Below are 15719 nucleotides of genomic sequence, written 5' to 3'. Positions count from 1 at the left end.
GGATAATAATTCCAAAGTCGACCGCCATTCCCATCAATAGTTCCTGGGAGAGAGAGAGCAGGCTGGCACAGAATTGAAAGAGGCCATCCGAGCTTTGCATAGTTATGCCAGTCGTGTGGTGTGGAAACCGAGTCGAGCACTATCTGGACCACTCTCGGATAGCCGAGCATCGAGGGCGCTCATTAGCATACGGCGCTTATCTCATCTGGGGACCTACAGCTTTCGAGCAAAGAAAGCGAAGAGGCATCTAGGGATATGTACGCCATGCTAGAACAGTCGGCCGTGATGCCATGCCATTCACGTCCATGGTCTGTAACAGAATCTCGAAGTGCGGCAGTCTTGTTTTGTCGCCTGCGTAGGCTTTGAAGAGAGCGTCGAAGTCCTTCCCGCTGGTAACAAACTCGGCGGCTGCATCGGTTCCAGCCAGCGTAAATCCCTGGACGAGCAGAATATTACCCGTCCTGCCTAAGTTCGGCAGAAACGAAACCGTAGCCAATCCCAGCTTCTGCGGATCGTTGTTGTTGAAGACGTACTCTCTCTTTTCATTTCCTACCGGCTTCAGATTCTCCACCCGCAAGGGGCCGGCCGACGGGTCGTCATGCAGGATGAAGTTCATCTGATGATCCAGTAGATTCAGCCAGGGGTCGGCTATCAGCGAGCCCGCGAGAATCAGGTTGGACTGTTTGAAATCTTCCAATTGCAGGTCGCGAACGTAGCGAATCTGGGTTCGGTCGGGAAAAGCTTCCGGCAGCCGGGTCAAGGTAGCTGCGAACTTCAGGTCGGCCATCGACGTGTAACGGCGACTCTCGACCTCTTGCAGCAAACGCCGGTCGCACGGCTTTTCGCAAATGGCGTCTGTCCTGTAACGACCGCTGGCATACTCGGCCAGGTCGATAGAATGCCCCGAGATCAGGTTCCCCATCACCAGCGCGACATCCGCTGGAACGATAAGGGTGTTCTGGTCGTTCTGAAACATCTGCGACCACAATTTATGCGTCGGTGTCTCGTTTCGTGCGGTCAGATGAATCGAGCGAAGATAGATCGACGCCAGTGCGATCAGGCTCACAGCCGCTACGATAAGCGAGCATATCGCCAAATGCTTATAGCTCTTTTGCGGAGGCTGTCCCAGCGCCGCCACAGGATGAATCGTGGAGAGCGGCAGGCTGGCCGGAGCCTCTTCGAGGCTAGCCGGAAGCGGTTCACCTGCGACCCGTTCGAAGACCGGAACATAGCTCCCGCGCGGGATACTTACCCGGAGCGTCTCAAATGCTCCCTCCTCGCGAAAGTATGATTCGAGGCGAAGTCTCAGTCTGCTCGCATGTGACCGGACGATATTGTCATCTCGCGGATCGTACCCTACAGCCCGTTCGAAAACGACCTCTCCGATGATCTGTTCGTTAAGTTCAGAGCCCCTGCCGACAATACTCTGCCGGCAAACATATATCAGGAAGCTGGAAAGTCGCGCAGATCGTGCGAATCCTGGAGTCGATACTATCCTCTCGATCAACTGCCACCTCGAGTCGCTCTCGAAAGTGTGGATCAAAGGATCTGCTTCTTTGATTTCCTGCGCCATGCCGTTTGAACTTATGAAAATTATAGAAGTGTGACGAGGCAAATTTGTGAACACACGATGAAGACAATACCTCAGGGCCTTTAGCAAGCGTTTCACCATGGTGAAAACCTCGATGCAACCGAAGATATTCACGGGACTTATGCTGCGCGACAGTAAAAAGACAGTCAAGCCACCTTGTTTTTGTAGTTATCCCTACCTAGCTTGATGTTAGAAAACTGATCCTCAAATTTTGAGAAATAGCCTGGCTGCAATATCCCGCGAAGGGAGCCCTGCAGCGATCGACGGAGTGTGTCTGAGGACGAGATACAAACCACTCAGGACACAACTCGACTCGATATGAGATGCGGTACGGCCCCGAGGCTCAGCTATCTCCGCTTTGAGATGTTAACGCATTGTAAAAACAGCAGTGATCCTTCGCGCACTTGTCCCATGATTTCTCATTCGATCTGAACCCAGAGGATGGTATGCATCAAAGTAAACTCCAGTCTGTTTTGCCTTCATGGCTTTATCCAGTAGTTCGATTTGCGCTTGTGCTCGGCTGTGTCTATCTAGTCTCGGATACGGCAGCGAAGGCGCAGAGAATCACAGCTTCCATTGTGGGAACAACTCGCGACTCAAGCGATGCGACGATACCCGGCTCGATCGTAACGGTGACCAATATAGGCACCCATGTATCGACGACGGTCAAGACGGACGGCGAAGGACAGTTCGTCTTCTCCAACCTGCCCCCTGGACCTTACAGCATCACCGCGGATGCCACCGGTTTCAAGCACTCTGTTCGGTCGGGAATTGTTCTGGACGTAGACCAGACCACCCACCTCGACATCGTCCTTCAGATCGGCTCGACCTCCGAGGTGGTTGAGGTCAACTCGGCCGCTCCCCTGCTGGAGACCCAAACCTCCGATGTCGGCCAGGTCATCAGCAACGCAAGCATCGAAAATCTTCCCCTGAACCAGAGGAATCCCTTCAGCCTCGTACTTCTGGTCCCCGGCGTAACGGGAACCGTCAACTCCACCTTCACCGGTATGCAGTTCAACGTAAACGGTGGAAGAGCTGGCTCGAGCGACGTGCTTCTCGACGGTGTACCCTCTGCTCCTCCGACCGATGACTCCAACTCCCTGGCCATCTTCCCCTCCGTTGACGCCACGCAGGAGTTCAAGGTACAGACCAGCAACTTCTCGTCCCAGTTCGGAAATACAGGCGGCGGCATCATCAACGTCGTCTATAAGTCGGGAACCAATAATCTGCATGGAAGCGTCTACGACTACTTCCGCAACTCTTATCTGGATGCCAATGATTTCTTTTCCAACCAGGCAGGTGTCAAGCTCGCGAGCTTCAAGCGCAACCAGTTCGGCTTCAGCCTCGGAGGCCCCGTTTCTATCCCCGGCCTTTATAACGGGCGCGACAAGACATTTTTCTTCGTCGACTACGAAGGCCTGCGTCAAGGCAAGGCCACATCGATCTTGACTACGGTTCCGACCCTTGCCGAGCGCGCAGGAGATTTTTCAGCGGACGTAACCAACACGGGCGCTCCCATCACCATCTACGATCCCACGACAACGAAGGCGATCGTATCGCCCACTGGTGCCACCAGCTACTCCCGGAGCGCTTTTGCCGGAAACAAGATCGATTCCAGGCGCTTCGACCCGGTTTCGGCCAATATCCTTAAATATTTCCCTCTCCCCAACCGCCCCGGAACCTTCGGCCGCAACAACTACTTCGCGAATAGCTCAGCTCCCTACACTATCAATCAGTACGACATTAAGGTAGACCAGATTATCGGCGCCCGTCAGCGCGTATCCTTCCGCATCTCCAAAAGAAATCCTGTCTCTGGGTTCGCTCCCTTTCTTCCGCCTGAGATCGCAATTGCCCAACCTTCCACGACCAGTTCGCAACCGGCGATCGGCGCAGGTCTTGACTACAGTTTCGCCAAAAGCCCCACCTATATCTTTGAGCTGAGAGCCGGCGTCAGCCACGTCTATCAAAATGCCGTAGCTCCTTCCAGCGGATTCGATCCCACAACGCTGGGCTTCCCTGGCTATCTCGCCGCTTCGGCCCTGGCAACCTCAAAGAGCGCGCTTACCTTCCCTGCAATCATTCCAGCTGGATATCTCCAGATCGGAGCCGGAAGCTTCGGATCGATCGGTACGGCCGGTTATCTCGCCGATACATTTCTCATCAACAACACCAAGATCTTGGCGCACCACACCCTCAACTTCGGTGGAGAGTTCCGAATTCTTGCAAACAACGACAACCAAGTGGGTCAGGCATCCGGCAACTTCAGCTTCGGCACCAACTTCACCCAGGGCCCCAACGCTCTGACGGCGTCCAGTACTGCAGGAGACGGGTTTGCTTCGTTTCTTCTCGGTCTTGGATCGGGAACGGTCGTCCATTACTTCAAAGTGGTTAACACAACCAGTCATTACTTCGCAGGCTATCTACAGGACGATTGGACTCCGACCAGCAAGCTCACGCTCAACCTAGGACTCAGATACGATCTCTTCGTTCCAAGGACCGAGCGGCACGACCAGACCACCTTTCTTGATCTCGATACTCCCTCTCCTCTCGCTGCAACTTCCGGGCTATCTGGCCTGAAGGGCGGCTTGCAGTACGCGGGAGTGAACGGCAATCCGCGCAACGTGACTGACACGGTGTATACGAATTTCTCACCTCGCGTAGGCTTTTCCTATCATCTCTTCCGACCTCTCGTGATACGCGGTGCCTACGGAATCTTCTTCACAAACAATCCCAACCAGGCCGCCTCGACTATTCAGAACACTGGCTATCGTACGAGTACCTCCTACTTGGGAACGATCGATGGAGCCACGCCCAACAACTATCTCTCCGACCCATTCCCCGGTGGTGTCTTCACTCCCGTAACGGGAAGCTCGCTCGGACTTCTCACCAGCACCGGTGCTGGAATCTCTGCCAGCATTCGTAAACAGCCGTCTCCGTATACAGAAAACTACAACCTGGGACTTGAATATCAGTTGCCACAAAGTTGGTTGGTTGGCGTTTCTTACGTCGGCAATCGCGGGCTTCAGCTGCCTTACACACCCACCTACAATCAGCTTCCCGATTCGGCTCTTGCACTGGGTGGCCAGTTGTTGACCTCCGTTCCAAATCCGCTTAGGGGACAGGTGCAGATCGTTGGACCTATCTCCGGGCCCACCATTCAGAGAAGGTATCTCCTCTCTCCCTATCCTCAGTTCACCAGCGTGGGTGGCATCGTCGTTGCAGGAGCTATCTCCCGTTACGACTCCGTGCAGGTTCGGCTTGAGAAGCGATTCACCCAGGGCGCAACGCTTCTCCTCTCCTACACTGGAAGCAAATCTCTTGACGATAACTCCATCGGCTTCGCCGGAAACTACGGGTCCAACGGCGTCTATCAGGACGCGAGCATCCCGCTCAAACAGGATTCCTATTCCCTCTCCACCTTCGACGTCTCCCGCAACCTCGTTATCAGCGGCGTCTACGCTCTTCCATTCGGTCGTGGCAAGCGCTTCGGCAGCTCGTGGAATCGCCTTGTCGACAACTTCCTGGGTGGATATCAGATGAATGGAATTCTTTCTCTCCACAACGGAAATCCGTTGGCATTCTCTGCGAATAACGTGGCCAACATTCTCAACCCCGGTGAGCGCCCGAACACTACCGGAGAAGACGCAAGAATCAGCGGTAGAGTCGAAGACAAACTCAACCGATACTTCAAGACATCCAACTTCTCTCAACCCGCCATATACACCTTCGGCAACATGTCGCGTACCTCGGGATATCTTCGGTCTCCCGGTTTGCGCAACATAGACCTATCGATCTTCAAACAGTTTGCGGTCAGCGACAACGTCAAGACGGAGTTCCGCGCCGAAGCCTTCAACGCCTTCAATACACCTCAGTTCGGAGCCCCTGATACCGGCGTCTCCAGCGCAACCTTCGGTGTCATCTCTTCGCAGATCAACGCGCCACGCCAAATCCAGCTAGCTCTGAAGATCCTCTTCTAGCTTCGGTCATGAAAGCCATCAACCACTTAATTAGGAGGGCCACATACCGGCCCTCCACCCTCAATTTTCTGTAGCTCCATCTGAAAATCGATTTGATACGAGGACTCCTATGTTCAAACAAAATCCACTGCGCTCTACCGTCCCCCACTGGTCTATTGCTCTGCTCTTTGCATCACTCACCACGATCAGCGTTCACGCAAAAGAACCCGTCAAGATCATCGGCCACCGCGGAGGGGTCGTAGACGAGCACCATCCGGAAAACTCAGCTGGAGCAGCCAAAGAAGCTATCAACCGCGGCTATTGGATGCTTGAGATCGACCTCGACGAGACCAAAGATGGGCATATCGTTGTGCATCACATGTCCTTCAGAGACTTCGGTGTCAACAAGTTGCCCAGTGCTTTGGCCATGGACGAGATCAGCAAGCTGACCTCTCCTGCCGACCAGTCTCACCCTCTCGAGTTCAGCGATTTCGCAGCTCTCTGTAAGGGCAAGATCCAACTCATGATCGATACAAAGCAGCCGGGACATCCAAAAACTTACTATGAGTCGATGGAGCAAACGCTCAAAAAGAACGGCCTTTTGAAGAACGCTCTGTTTATCGGAACCGCCGAGACGCGAGACTATTTCAAGGGTAAGGCCCTCATCAGTCTGAATGAGACAGAAGCCGCGAAGAAGCTCGATGCCGGCGAAGACCTCTCCAAGACCTACTTTCTCTTTGAGCATGGAACCACGCTCAACGAGAAGAGTATGGAACTCGCCAAGCGAGCGGGAATCCCCGTCGTCGTGTCGATCAACGAATATCACTATGCCGCAAAACCAGACCCCATGGCAGCGGCCCATGCTGACATCGAAAAGGCACGCCAGTTAGGCGTGACCTACTTCCAGATCGATTCTCCGTACGATATCTGGCTGCGCTAAAATAGCCTCGCCGAGACACCCTCTGAATTACCGCAGCTCAGAGGGTGTCCTTTCACTCCTCCTGGTTGCCGCGAGTAGATATACACCCTCGTCCCGTTATTGCTCTCAGTAGCCTTCCCGCGCCGCCCAGCATCCTGTGCAGCAACCGACGTTCCTGAAAGCGGTATCGAAGGTGCACAGCTCAAGACCGCACCTTCTCGACGGCAAACTCTATCCCATCCAGGGCATCTCCCTCGACCACGGCTCATCCTCACCAGTTCAATCGAGCTAAGGGATTCGCGACGAAAGATGTGAGCGTTCTTGAGTCTTGTCTGAAACGGGTCTTGACGGCTGCCCCGTCGGCGAAAAGCAGCACAACAAATGCCTAGCTGAGTCCTCGCTCCACCATGACTACCAGCCGCTGGCCCAACGCTAGCACCATGTCATGCGGCATCTTCTGTAGCGGTCCCTCAAGCACCAGAAGGGCCAAACCGTGAACGGTCGACCACGCAAGATACTCTGCATCTTTACGATCCTTCTTGCTGAGCAAGCCACTCTCGCGCATGCGATCCAGAGCCAGTGAAAGCAGCTGAAATGCATTCAATCCCATAGACGCCGTATTTGCCGGGTCAGGAGAATCGACCGGTGGTGGAACCGAGAAAGCCGTGCGAAACATCCCCGGCTCCCTCATTGCAAATCCCAGATATCCCATGCCCACCGCACGTAGACTTTTTCGCGCAAAAACCTGCGTATCGCGTCCTAAACGGCACTTTTTCAATTCACCCTCAATTGCTGCAGCTACCCGAGACAGACATGCCGACCGCACCGCATCCAACAATTCGGCCTGGCCAGCAAAGTGTCGGTAAGCAGCATTTGGAGAGACACCCGCCTGCCGGGTCGCCTCTCGTAGAACGACTGCATTGGGTCCTCCCGCCCTGGCCATTTCAAGCCCAGCTGTTACGAGCGCGTTGCGCAGATCGCCGTGACGAAAGGTCTTGCGCTTTTCAATTGTGACGTTCTTTTTCATCGTCTGTTCAAAGAAGAGTGTATCTCGGAGTATCTGCTTGTGGACGGCATCCACTTTCCAGTGATAGCGTATGTGGACGTTGTTTACTTTATGGCGGTACGTTGCCCAATGGAAGGTACAAAATGGCAGACGGATTTATCTGGTATGAACTTGTCACCAATGATATGGACAAGGCAGTCAGCTTCTATAAGAAGGCCGCCGGTTGGGATGTTAGGGACGCCGGCATGCCTGGCTTCACATACATGATCTTCGGTAAGGACGGAAAAGATGTCGGCGGCATGATGACCTGGGCCGGCGCAGGCGCGCCTGAGCTTCCTCCTGAGTGGATGGGCCACATTCACACCGCAAAGCTCGATGAAGAACTGAAGGCTGTAACAGCAGATGGCGGAACCATTGTGAAGTCCGCTCAAGATATCCCTGGCGTCGGCCGTTTCGCCGTCGTGCTGGATCCGCAAAAGGTGAAGTATCTGCTCTTCGAACCCGACAAACAAGATGCTCCGCCACGGCTGGATCAAATGGCAGTGGGCAACGTTGGTTGGCATGAGCTGCTCACTGATGATGCAGCAAAAGCCTTCGACTACTACTCAAAGCACTACGGTTGGCAAAAAGACTACGCACACGACATGGGCGCCACAGGCGTCTACCAAACCTTCCGGACCGACAAGCCCCTCTATACCGGCGGAATGATGAACCGTAAAGCCCCCGGCATGCCCGAAGGTATCCCGCCGCACTGGCAGTTCTACTTCACCGTCGACGACATCGAGGGGGCACAGAAACGTGTAGTCGATGCGGGCGGCAAAATAGTGTTGCCTCCCATGGATGTCCCCGGAGGCTCACGCATCCTACAGGCTACAGATGATCAGAGCGGTCACTTCGCTTTGATGCAGGGGCCAAAATCGTAACTGCGATCTACTTCATATCCGGCGAAGCCGTTCTCTAGGCGCAGGAGAACGGCCGCCGAACTTTGCCATGCACGTTGAAGAAGCTGAGGGGAGAACAAGATGTCAGAGAAGATGACCACCTGCCTGTGGTTTGACCACGGAAAAGCCCGCGAAGCAGCTGAATTCTATGCTGCCACCTTCCCAGACAGCCAAGTCGGCAAGGCTAGCGCATCACCCACGGATACGCCATCCGGCCCGGAGGGCCAGGAGCTGCTCGTCGAGTTCACCGTCTGTGGACGCAATTTCCTGGGCCTCAACGGGGGGCCGAAGTTCATCCCCAACGAAGCGGTCAGCTTTGTAATCCTCACCGACGATCAGGGCGAGACCGACCGACTGTGGAACGCCATCGTCAGCAATGGTGGCCAGGAAAGCATGTGTGGTTGGTGCAAGGATCGTTGGGGCTTTTCGTGGCAGATCACCCCGCGGGCACTCCTGGCGGCAACACAAGACCCGGATCGCGCCGCCGCCAAACGCGCAATGAATGCGATGATGACGATGCGGAAGATCGACATTGCCGCGATTGAGACCGCGCGCGCTGGCAAGGCGTAAGAAAGCGGAATCTATGACCTGGCGCGGTCCCGTGACGGGCGCCCACGTTTTCTAAGCAGCAGGGGGGACTTGTCTCACAGGTAGATGACCCACGTGCAGCCCGTGCAATCAGCAGACCTCGCGGTCAGCGGTTTGAGTTCAGAGAACTCTCGGGTCACTGCAAACCAATCAGTCTCGCCGGATTCTCCTTTGCCATACGATCAATCTCCGCCTGCGTAAATCCCTGGTCCCGTAATCCTGCATAAAACGCAGTCAGTCCATCCGTATGCAGTGGATTTCCCGGCTGGCCCATATCGCTCGAAAGAATGCAGTGGTCAACCCCAACATAGCGAATAGCCTTCGCATAATCTGCAAAGTTGTACTCTTTCCCCGCACCAATCAATCCGTTGTAAACAAACTCGATGTAAGCCCCCATCTTCGCAGCGGCCAACATCTGCGCTTCTGACATATGCGTCGGTTGCATCATCGCGTGGGTCACAATCATATGCTGAACGCCCTCTGCTTTAGCTTCGCGCACCAGCAACAGGTCTTCCTCCGCGCTGGAATGTCCTGTCGCCATCACAAGGTTGCGCTTTGCGATCACGGCAATGACGGCCCTGGCCTCCGGCACTAGATGCCCATCCTGAGCAATACGCACGGACGGTCGATCCTGCTTCGAATAGCGCACCTGATTTTCCGAATCAAACGTCGCCATCCACACAAAGCGCCCGTATCCTCCCGTAATAGCCGCCATGTGCTCGACCGCGTTGGGGTTCATCCCGCCTACGGATAAGTTCAAGTCGATTCCGCCGAAGACCTCGATTCCAGGCACTTCTTTCCGAACGATGTAAGCGAGCGAAGCCGTCGGCTCATAGTGATTCTTCAGAACCAACCCACGCATCCCACGGCTCTTTGCAAGCCGGGCAAGGTCGACCGCATCAATCGATCGTGGCGTGCTATCTGGAGCTGAATGGGCGTGAATATCAATTGCGCCCGCCAAAGGATTCTCCTGCGCGAATCCCGCAGAAGCGGCACAAAGCATCAAGCTAAGAAAAACCGTCTTCACCATCTCGGATATCTCCATGCCGGGCCATTGTATCCGGTGACACTTCGCAAGTATTGCCGCACCAAGTATGATGCTGTGACGAGGAACTTCACTTGGATTTAAGACTAAAGGGAAAGACCGCCCTGGTGCTGGGAGGGGGGGGCGGACTAGGACGCGCCATTGCTAAGTCGCTTGCCTCTGAAGGCGCAAACGTTGTTGTGGCAGGCATCGGATCGACTTCCATTGACGGCACAGTTGCGGAACTCAAAGCGATCGGCGGTAGGTACCTCGGTCTGATCTGGGACCTCGCGGATCTCTCGGTGATCAACGCAAACATCTCGAAGGTCGAGAGCGAACTGGGTCCCATAGACATTCTCGTGAACAATACTGGAGGGCCGCCGCCTGCCTCTGCGGCTGGTCAAGACCCCATGCTCTGGGCCAAACAATTTCAAGCGATGGTTCTCTCCGTCATCGCCATTACCGACTGCGTTCTCCCCGGTATGAAATCCCGGGGGTGGGGCCGCATCCTCACCAGCACATCGTCGGGTATCATAGCGCCCATCCCGAACCTAGCGATCTCAAACGCGCTCCGCCTGTCGCTCGTCGGCTGGTCGAAGACGCTTGCTCGCGAAGTAGGCAAAGACGGCATTACTGCCAACATTGTCGTACCTGGGCGCATCGCCACATCTCGTGTTGCAGCCCTCGATAACGCCAAGGCAAAGCGCGAAGGGCGCAGTGCCGAGGAGGTTGCCGCCGAGAGTCAGGGCACGATCCCACTAGGCCGCTACGGCAGCCCTGAGGAGTACGCCGACGTTGTAGCCTTCCTCGCCAGCGAGCGTGCCGCCTACATCACCGGTTCCGTCATCCGCGTGGATGGTGGGCTGATCCCCAGTATTTAGGAGTACTCAAAAATCTATGCCATTGGACAAGAAGACAGTCGACATCCTCACCGGTGTCACCACTGCGACTCTCACAACGGTTCTGCTAAAAAAAGGCCTGCGCAACATCTGGATGCGCGGCACCAAACCCCTGCGCCCCGATCAACCACGCGTCGTGGGTCCGGCTTTCACGCTGCGCTTCGTACCCGCGCGCGAGGACCTCGCCACCCCTGAGTCCTGGGCGTCTCCCACTTCAACCCGTGCCGCGATCGAATGCATGCCAGCTGGATGCGTTGCAGTGGTCGACGCCATGGGCGTCACCGATGCCGGAATCTTCGGCGATATCCTTTGTGAGCGCATCCGCGTCCGGGAGGTAGCCGGACTTATTACTGACGGCGTCGTCCGTGACCTCGCCGGCGTTCTCCGTACCAATCTGCCGGTCTGGTGCCAGGGCACCGCTGCCCCCGCCTCCGTCGCTGGTCTCACCTTCGTAGGTTGGCAGATGCCCATCGCCTGCGGTGGCGTCGCAGTCTTCCCTGATGACATCATCGTCGTCGATGACGATGGAGCCGTCGTCATTCCAGCCGCACTCCTCGACGAAGTCGTCGAAGCCGCAGTTGAGCAGGAGAAGCTCGAAGCCTGGATTATCGACGAGGTCCGTTCCGGCCTCCCGCTACCCGGACTTTACCCGCCCAACGCCGAAACCAAAGCTAGGTACGCAAGCTTTCGCGCCGCACAGGATAAATAGGTAGACTTGTCCGGTCGATCGGAGTCGAAGTTTGTCATCCGCAACCTATATCGCGCCAAACACCCCCTCCGATCCTGTCGGCGATTTGCTTTACCGCAAGATCGCATGGCACATCATGCCGATCCTGGTGATCGGCTACATCATTGCCTACGTCGACCGCGTCAATGTAAGCTTCGCCAAGCTACAGATGCTGGTTGATCTAAAGTTCAGCGACAGCGTCTATGGACTAGGCGCCGGCATCTTCTTCCTCGGCTACTTCGCCTTCGAAGTCCCCAGCAACATCATGCTGCACAAGGTCGGAGCGCGCGTCTGGATCTGCCGCGTGGTCGTTACGTGGGGTATCGTCTCGGCACTGACGGCACTAGTGCGCACGCCCATGCAGTTCTACACAGCACGCCTGCTGCTGGGAGTTGCGGAGGCTGGCTTCTTTCCTGGTATGATCCTCTACCTCACCTACTGGTTTCCAGCTCATCGCCGAGCCGCGATGGTTGCCCTGCTGATGGCAGGAAACCCCGTTTCCGGAATCATCGGCGGTCCGCTGTCCGGCTTCATTCTGCACCACTTTGCCGGCAGCAAGGGCCTCGCTGGGTGGCAATGGCTCTTCATCGTGGAGGCCGTTCCAGCAATCCTCCTCGGCGTCGTCGTCTTCCTCTTCCTCGACAACCGCGTAGTCGAAGCCAAGTGGCTCTCCGAACGCGAACGAGCCGCCGTAGCCGCCGAAATCCATGCAGAATCGGTATCGAAAACCCATGTTTCCATTCGCTCCGCGTTTACGAGTCCACATATCTGGCTCTTCGGCGCGATCTTCTTTGGTATGGAGATGGGCTCCTATGCCATCGGTTTCTGGCAGCCCAGCATCATCCGTCAGAGTGGCGTCAAAGATGCATTCCACATCGGCATGCTCACAACTGTCCCATACACCTGTGCGCTTATCTGCATGATGTTCGTTGGACGCCACTCCGATAGAACTCGCGAACGACGCTGGCACGTCATCGTGCCGAACATTGTGGCTGCAATCGGTTTTATCCTTTGCACACAAGCCGGCAGCAACACACCCATCGCGATGTCCGGTCTCGTGCTTGCTGTTGCAGGAGTCATCACGGGATTAGCCATGTTCTGGGCACTTCCCACGTCACTCCTGGGCGGCAACGCCGCGGCGGCTGGCATCGCGCTTATCAACTGCACTGGCAACCTTGGCGGCTTCTTCAGCCCTGCGATCATTGGTTTCCTAAAGACGTACACCGGCACGCTCAACTCCGGTCTCTTCCTCATCGCAGCCTGCATGATCGGCTCGTCAATTCTCATCCTCACCCTCAGACCTGCAAAATCGCCAACCCTCCATCCGGCAGAGGCACAGATATGACCACAGGCTTACGCAAAGGATTGACCAGCTACGGCGACGCCGGCTTCTCACTTTTCCTCCGTAAGGCTTTCATCAAAGCCATGGGTTACTCCGACGATGCGCTCGAACGGCCCATCATCGGCATCACCAATACCTTCAGCGACTACAATCCCTGCCATGGCAATGTCCCCGACCTGATCGAAAGCGTGAAGCGCGGCGTCATGCTAGCTGGCGGCCTACCCATGGTCTTCCCAACCATCTCCATCGGCGAGAGCTTCGCCCATCCAACCTCCATGTTCCTGCGCAATCTAATGGCGATGGACACCGAGGAGATGATGGTAGCGCAACCCATGGATTCCGTCGTCCTCATCGGCGGCTGCGACAAGACCCTCCCTGCCCAGCTCATGGCCGCGGCCAGCGCCGACATCCCGGCAGTAGTTCTGCAAACCGGCCCAATGGTCGTCGGCAATCACAGAGGCGAGGTCCTCGGAGCCTGTACGGACTGTCGCCGTATGTGGGCGCAGCACCGCGCCGGCAACATCGATCTTGTTGAGATAGAAACCATCAGCGGCCGTCTCTGCCCATCGGTCGGCACCTGCTCCGTCATGGGCACCGCAAGCACGATGGCCTGCATTGTAGAAGCACTCGGCCTCGCTCTCCCCATGAGCGCCGCCGCGCCAGCCACTCTCGCCGACCGCCGCCGTATTGCCGAAGCCAGCGGTAAGCGCGCCACCGAAATTGCTATTGCCGGGACACCCAAACCCAGCGACCTCATCACGTCGGCATCCATCCGCAACGCCATGATTGTCCTGCAGGCAATCGGCGGTTCCACGAACGGCCTGATCCACCTCATCGCAATAGCCGGCCGCGCAGGTATACCCTTCGACCTTGCTGCCTTCGACCAGCTTGGTCGCGAGATTCCCGTTCTGCTAAACCTCAAGCCCTCTGGCGCACATTACATGGAGCATTTTCACCACGCCGGCGGTCTGCCTGCCCTCATGCGCGAACTTGCCGCCTTCCTCGATCTCGATGCTCCCAACATCTCAGGTGGCACGCTGGGGGACGCCATTGCCGCCGCAGAGTTGGTTCCGGATCAAGACGTCATCCGCAGCTTTGCATCACCGCTTAAACCCGAAGGCGCGATGGCGATCCTCCACGGCAATCTCGCGCCCCTCAGCGCCGTGATCAAGCACTCCGCCGCCTCTCCGCATCTTATGCGCCACACAGGCCGCGCGGTCGTCTTTGACAGTGTCGAAGACCTCACGAATCGCATTGACGATGCCGATCTCGACGTCACCGCTGACGACATCCTCGTCCTGCGCAACGCCGGTCCCAAGGGCGCACCCGGAATGCCCGAAGCCGGTTACCTTCCCATTCCGATGAAGCTCGCACGCCAGGGTGTCAAAGACATGGTGCGCATCTCCGATGCCCGGATGAGTGGAACCGCCTTTGGTACCATCGTCCTCCATATAGCACCCGAAGCTGCAGTTGGTGGCCCTCTCGCCATTGTTCAAAATGGCGATCAGGTTCTGCTTGACGTCGAGGCCCGGCGTCTTGAACTCCTCATCGACGACTCCGAACTGCAGCGACGCCTAGCTGCCTTGAAGCAATCACCTAGACAACGCAAAACCGCGAAGCGCGGCTACGCAAGACTATTCGAAGACTGCGTCCTGCAGGCCGACCAGGGTTGCGACTTTGACTTCCTTCTGCGCGAAGGACACCGCACAACAGCGAAAAAGGATGAATAGACCGATGCTCCTCGATCACACCGCAAAGGGTGTCTACGCCATCGCAGTTACTCCCTTTAATCCAGATGGCGCCGTCGACTATGACTCCGTCGACAAGATGACCGACTTCTACCTCAATTGCGGCGTCGCCGGTCTCACAATCCTTGGCATCATGGGCGAAGCTCCGAAGCTCGATCCCGCCGAAGCCCTCGCCATCTCTAATCGGGTTGTCCGTCGCGCTGGAGTACCGGTCATCGTAGGCGTCTCCGCTCCTGGCTTCGCAGCCATGCGCTCCCTCGCCCGCAGCGTCATGGAAGGGGGCGCAGCTGGCGTCATGATCGCCCCGCCGACAAGCCTTCGTACCGACGATCAGATCGTCAACTACTACGCACAGGCCGTCAATGCCATCGGCCCCGACATCCCCTTCGTCATTCAGGATTACCCGCTGCTGCTTAGCGTCATCATGACGCCCAAAGTCATCCAGCGCATCGTTAGCGACAACCCATCCTGCGTGATGCTCAAGCACGAAGACTGGCCCGGCCTTGAGAAAATCAGTGCCCTGCGTAGTTTCCAGAGCGAGGGAGCGCTGCGGCCCATCTCGATTCTCACTGGGAATGGCGGCCTCTTCCTGGACTTTGAGCTAGAGCGCGGAGCTGACGGGGCGATGACAGGCTATGCCTTCCCCGATATGCTCGTCGACGTCGTCAACCTCTCGCAGTCTGGCCAGCGCGATACTGCCCATGACCTCTTCGACGCGCATCTCCCGCTCATCCGCTATGAACAGCAACAAGGAATCGGCCTAGCCGTCCGCAAGTACGTCCTGCAGAAACGCAATGCCATAGCCTACGATTCGCAACGAGCTCCGAGCTCATCCCTCACAGCAAAAGGAAGGGATGAGGTCGACTATCTCTTAAGCCGTCTCGCCCAGCAAGACCCGAGAGCCAAGACACCGTCTCGGATGTAGCATCCGAGCTAAGGACGAACCTATCGCTTAAACAGCTATCGGTTGAAAATAAA

The 15719-nt window shown here is 56.5% G+C and carries 12 protein-coding genes; 9 read left to right on the top strand and 3 right to left on the bottom strand.

Going from position 1 to position 15719, the window contains the following annotated elements; genetic code table 11:
• Positions 1–247 precede the first annotated feature (247 nt).
• Positions 248–1507 (bottom strand): hypothetical protein, encoded by a 1260-nt coding sequence (locus tag AC5S26_RS24195; RefSeq protein WP_494187516.1) that lies wholly within the window; start codon positions 1505–1507, stop codon positions 248–250.
• Between the two features lie 530 nt (positions 1508–2037).
• Here AC5S26_RS24195 and AC5S26_RS24190 point away from each other — a divergent pair.
• Entirely contained in the window at positions 2038–5568 is a 3531-nt protein-coding gene (locus AC5S26_RS24190) for a TonB-dependent receptor domain-containing protein (RefSeq protein WP_494187515.1), read from the top strand.
• Positions 5569–5677: 109 nt separating this feature from the next.
• A complete protein-coding gene (locus tag AC5S26_RS24185; protein WP_494187514.1) occupies positions 5678–6487 on the top strand; it encodes a glycerophosphodiester phosphodiesterase in 810 nt (269 codons plus the stop codon).
• Between the two features lie 364 nt (positions 6488–6851).
• Here the strand turns inward: AC5S26_RS24185 and AC5S26_RS24180 are convergent, their stop codons facing one another.
• Positions 6852–7493 (bottom strand): TetR/AcrR family transcriptional regulator, encoded by a 642-nt coding sequence (locus tag AC5S26_RS24180; RefSeq protein WP_494187513.1) that lies wholly within the window; start codon positions 7491–7493, stop codon positions 6852–6854.
• Positions 7494–7615: 122 nt separating this feature from the next.
• On the opposite strand from AC5S26_RS24180, the gene AC5S26_RS24175 reads away from it, so the two are divergent.
• Positions 7616–8395 carry a VOC family protein gene (locus AC5S26_RS24175; RefSeq protein WP_494187512.1) on the top strand — a complete coding sequence of 260 codons (780 nt, stop codon included), beginning with the start codon at positions 7616–7618 and terminating at the stop codon, positions 8393–8395.
• 99 nt (positions 8396–8494) lie between these two features.
• The gene (locus AC5S26_RS24170) at positions 8495–8983 is read left to right on the top strand and encodes a VOC family protein (RefSeq protein ID WP_494187511.1); all 489 of its coding nucleotides are present in this window, start codon (positions 8495–8497) and stop codon (positions 8981–8983) included.
• A gap of 154 nt (positions 8984–9137) precedes the next feature.
• On the opposite strand, the gene AC5S26_RS24165 is transcribed toward AC5S26_RS24170, so the two are convergent.
• The gene (locus tag AC5S26_RS24165; protein ID WP_494187510.1) at positions 9138–10031 is read right to left on the bottom strand and encodes a DUF6282 family protein; all 894 of its coding nucleotides are present in this window, start codon (positions 10029–10031) and stop codon (positions 9138–9140) included.
• An 89-nt stretch (positions 10032–10120) separates the two neighbouring features.
• On the opposite strand from AC5S26_RS24165, the gene AC5S26_RS24160 reads away from it, so the two are divergent.
• From AC5S26_RS24160 to AC5S26_RS24140, 5 genes are read left to right on the top strand one after another with little or no spacing between them, the layout of a single operon-like run.
• Positions 10121–10906, top strand: a complete 786-nt coding sequence (locus AC5S26_RS24160; protein WP_494187509.1) for an SDR family oxidoreductase — start codon at positions 10121–10123, stop codon at positions 10904–10906.
• A gap of 16 nt (positions 10907–10922) precedes the next feature.
• Positions 10923–11633 carry a ribonuclease activity regulator RraA gene (locus tag AC5S26_RS24155; protein WP_494187508.1) on the top strand — a complete coding sequence of 237 codons (711 nt, stop codon included), beginning with the start codon at positions 10923–10925 and terminating at the stop codon, positions 11631–11633.
• Positions 11634–11664: 31 nt separating this feature from the next.
• The gene (locus tag AC5S26_RS24150; RefSeq protein ID WP_494187507.1) at positions 11665–12996 is read left to right on the top strand and encodes an MFS transporter; all 1332 of its coding nucleotides are present in this window, start codon (positions 11665–11667) and stop codon (positions 12994–12996) included.
• A complete protein-coding gene (locus tag AC5S26_RS24145; protein ID WP_494187506.1) occupies positions 12993–14723 on the top strand; it encodes an IlvD/Edd family dehydratase in 1731 nt (576 codons plus the stop codon). Before AC5S26_RS24150 ends, AC5S26_RS24145 begins: the two co-directional genes overlap by 4 nt.
• Before the next feature lie 4 nt (positions 14724–14727).
• Positions 14728–15666 carry a dihydrodipicolinate synthase family protein gene (locus tag AC5S26_RS24140; protein WP_494187505.1) on the top strand — a complete coding sequence of 313 codons (939 nt, stop codon included), beginning with the start codon at positions 14728–14730 and terminating at the stop codon, positions 15664–15666.
• Positions 15667–15719: the final 53 nt, after the last annotated feature.

This window comes from Edaphobacter sp. FHG110511_03 (assembly GCF_059115365.1).
The sequence above is the reverse complement of the archived record's forward strand: the minus strand, read 5'-3'. Positions and strand labels throughout refer to the sequence as shown.

What these genes read in the sequence shown, in the direction of transcription:
- AC5S26_RS24185 (WP_494187514.1), top strand. Translation starts at nt 5,678, where the DNA reads ATGTTCAAACAAAATCCACTGCGCTCTACCGTCCCCCACTGGTCTATT.
- AC5S26_RS24190 (WP_494187515.1), top strand. Translation starts at nt 2,038, where the DNA reads ATGCATCAAAGTAAACTCCAGTCTGTTTTGCCTTCATGGCTTTATCCA.
- AC5S26_RS24155 (WP_494187508.1), top strand. Translation starts at nt 10,923, where the DNA reads ATGCCATTGGACAAGAAGACAGTCGACATCCTCACCGGTGTCACCACT.
- AC5S26_RS24180 (WP_494187513.1), bottom strand. Translation starts at nt 7,493, where the DNA reads ATGAAAAAGAACGTCACAATTGAAAAGCGCAAGACCTTTCGTCACGGC.
- AC5S26_RS24140 (WP_494187505.1), top strand. Translation starts at nt 14,728, where the DNA reads ATGCTCCTCGATCACACCGCAAAGGGTGTCTACGCCATCGCAGTTACT.
- AC5S26_RS24175 (WP_494187512.1), top strand. Translation starts at nt 7,616, where the DNA reads ATGGCAGACGGATTTATCTGGTATGAACTTGTCACCAATGATATGGAC.
- AC5S26_RS24145 (WP_494187506.1), top strand. Translation starts at nt 12,993, where the DNA reads ATGACCACAGGCTTACGCAAAGGATTGACCAGCTACGGCGACGCCGGC.
- AC5S26_RS24170 (WP_494187511.1), top strand. Translation starts at nt 8,495, where the DNA reads ATGTCAGAGAAGATGACCACCTGCCTGTGGTTTGACCACGGAAAAGCC.
- AC5S26_RS24165 (WP_494187510.1), bottom strand. Translation starts at nt 10,031, where the DNA reads ATGGTGAAGACGGTTTTTCTTAGCTTGATGCTTTGTGCCGCTTCTGCG.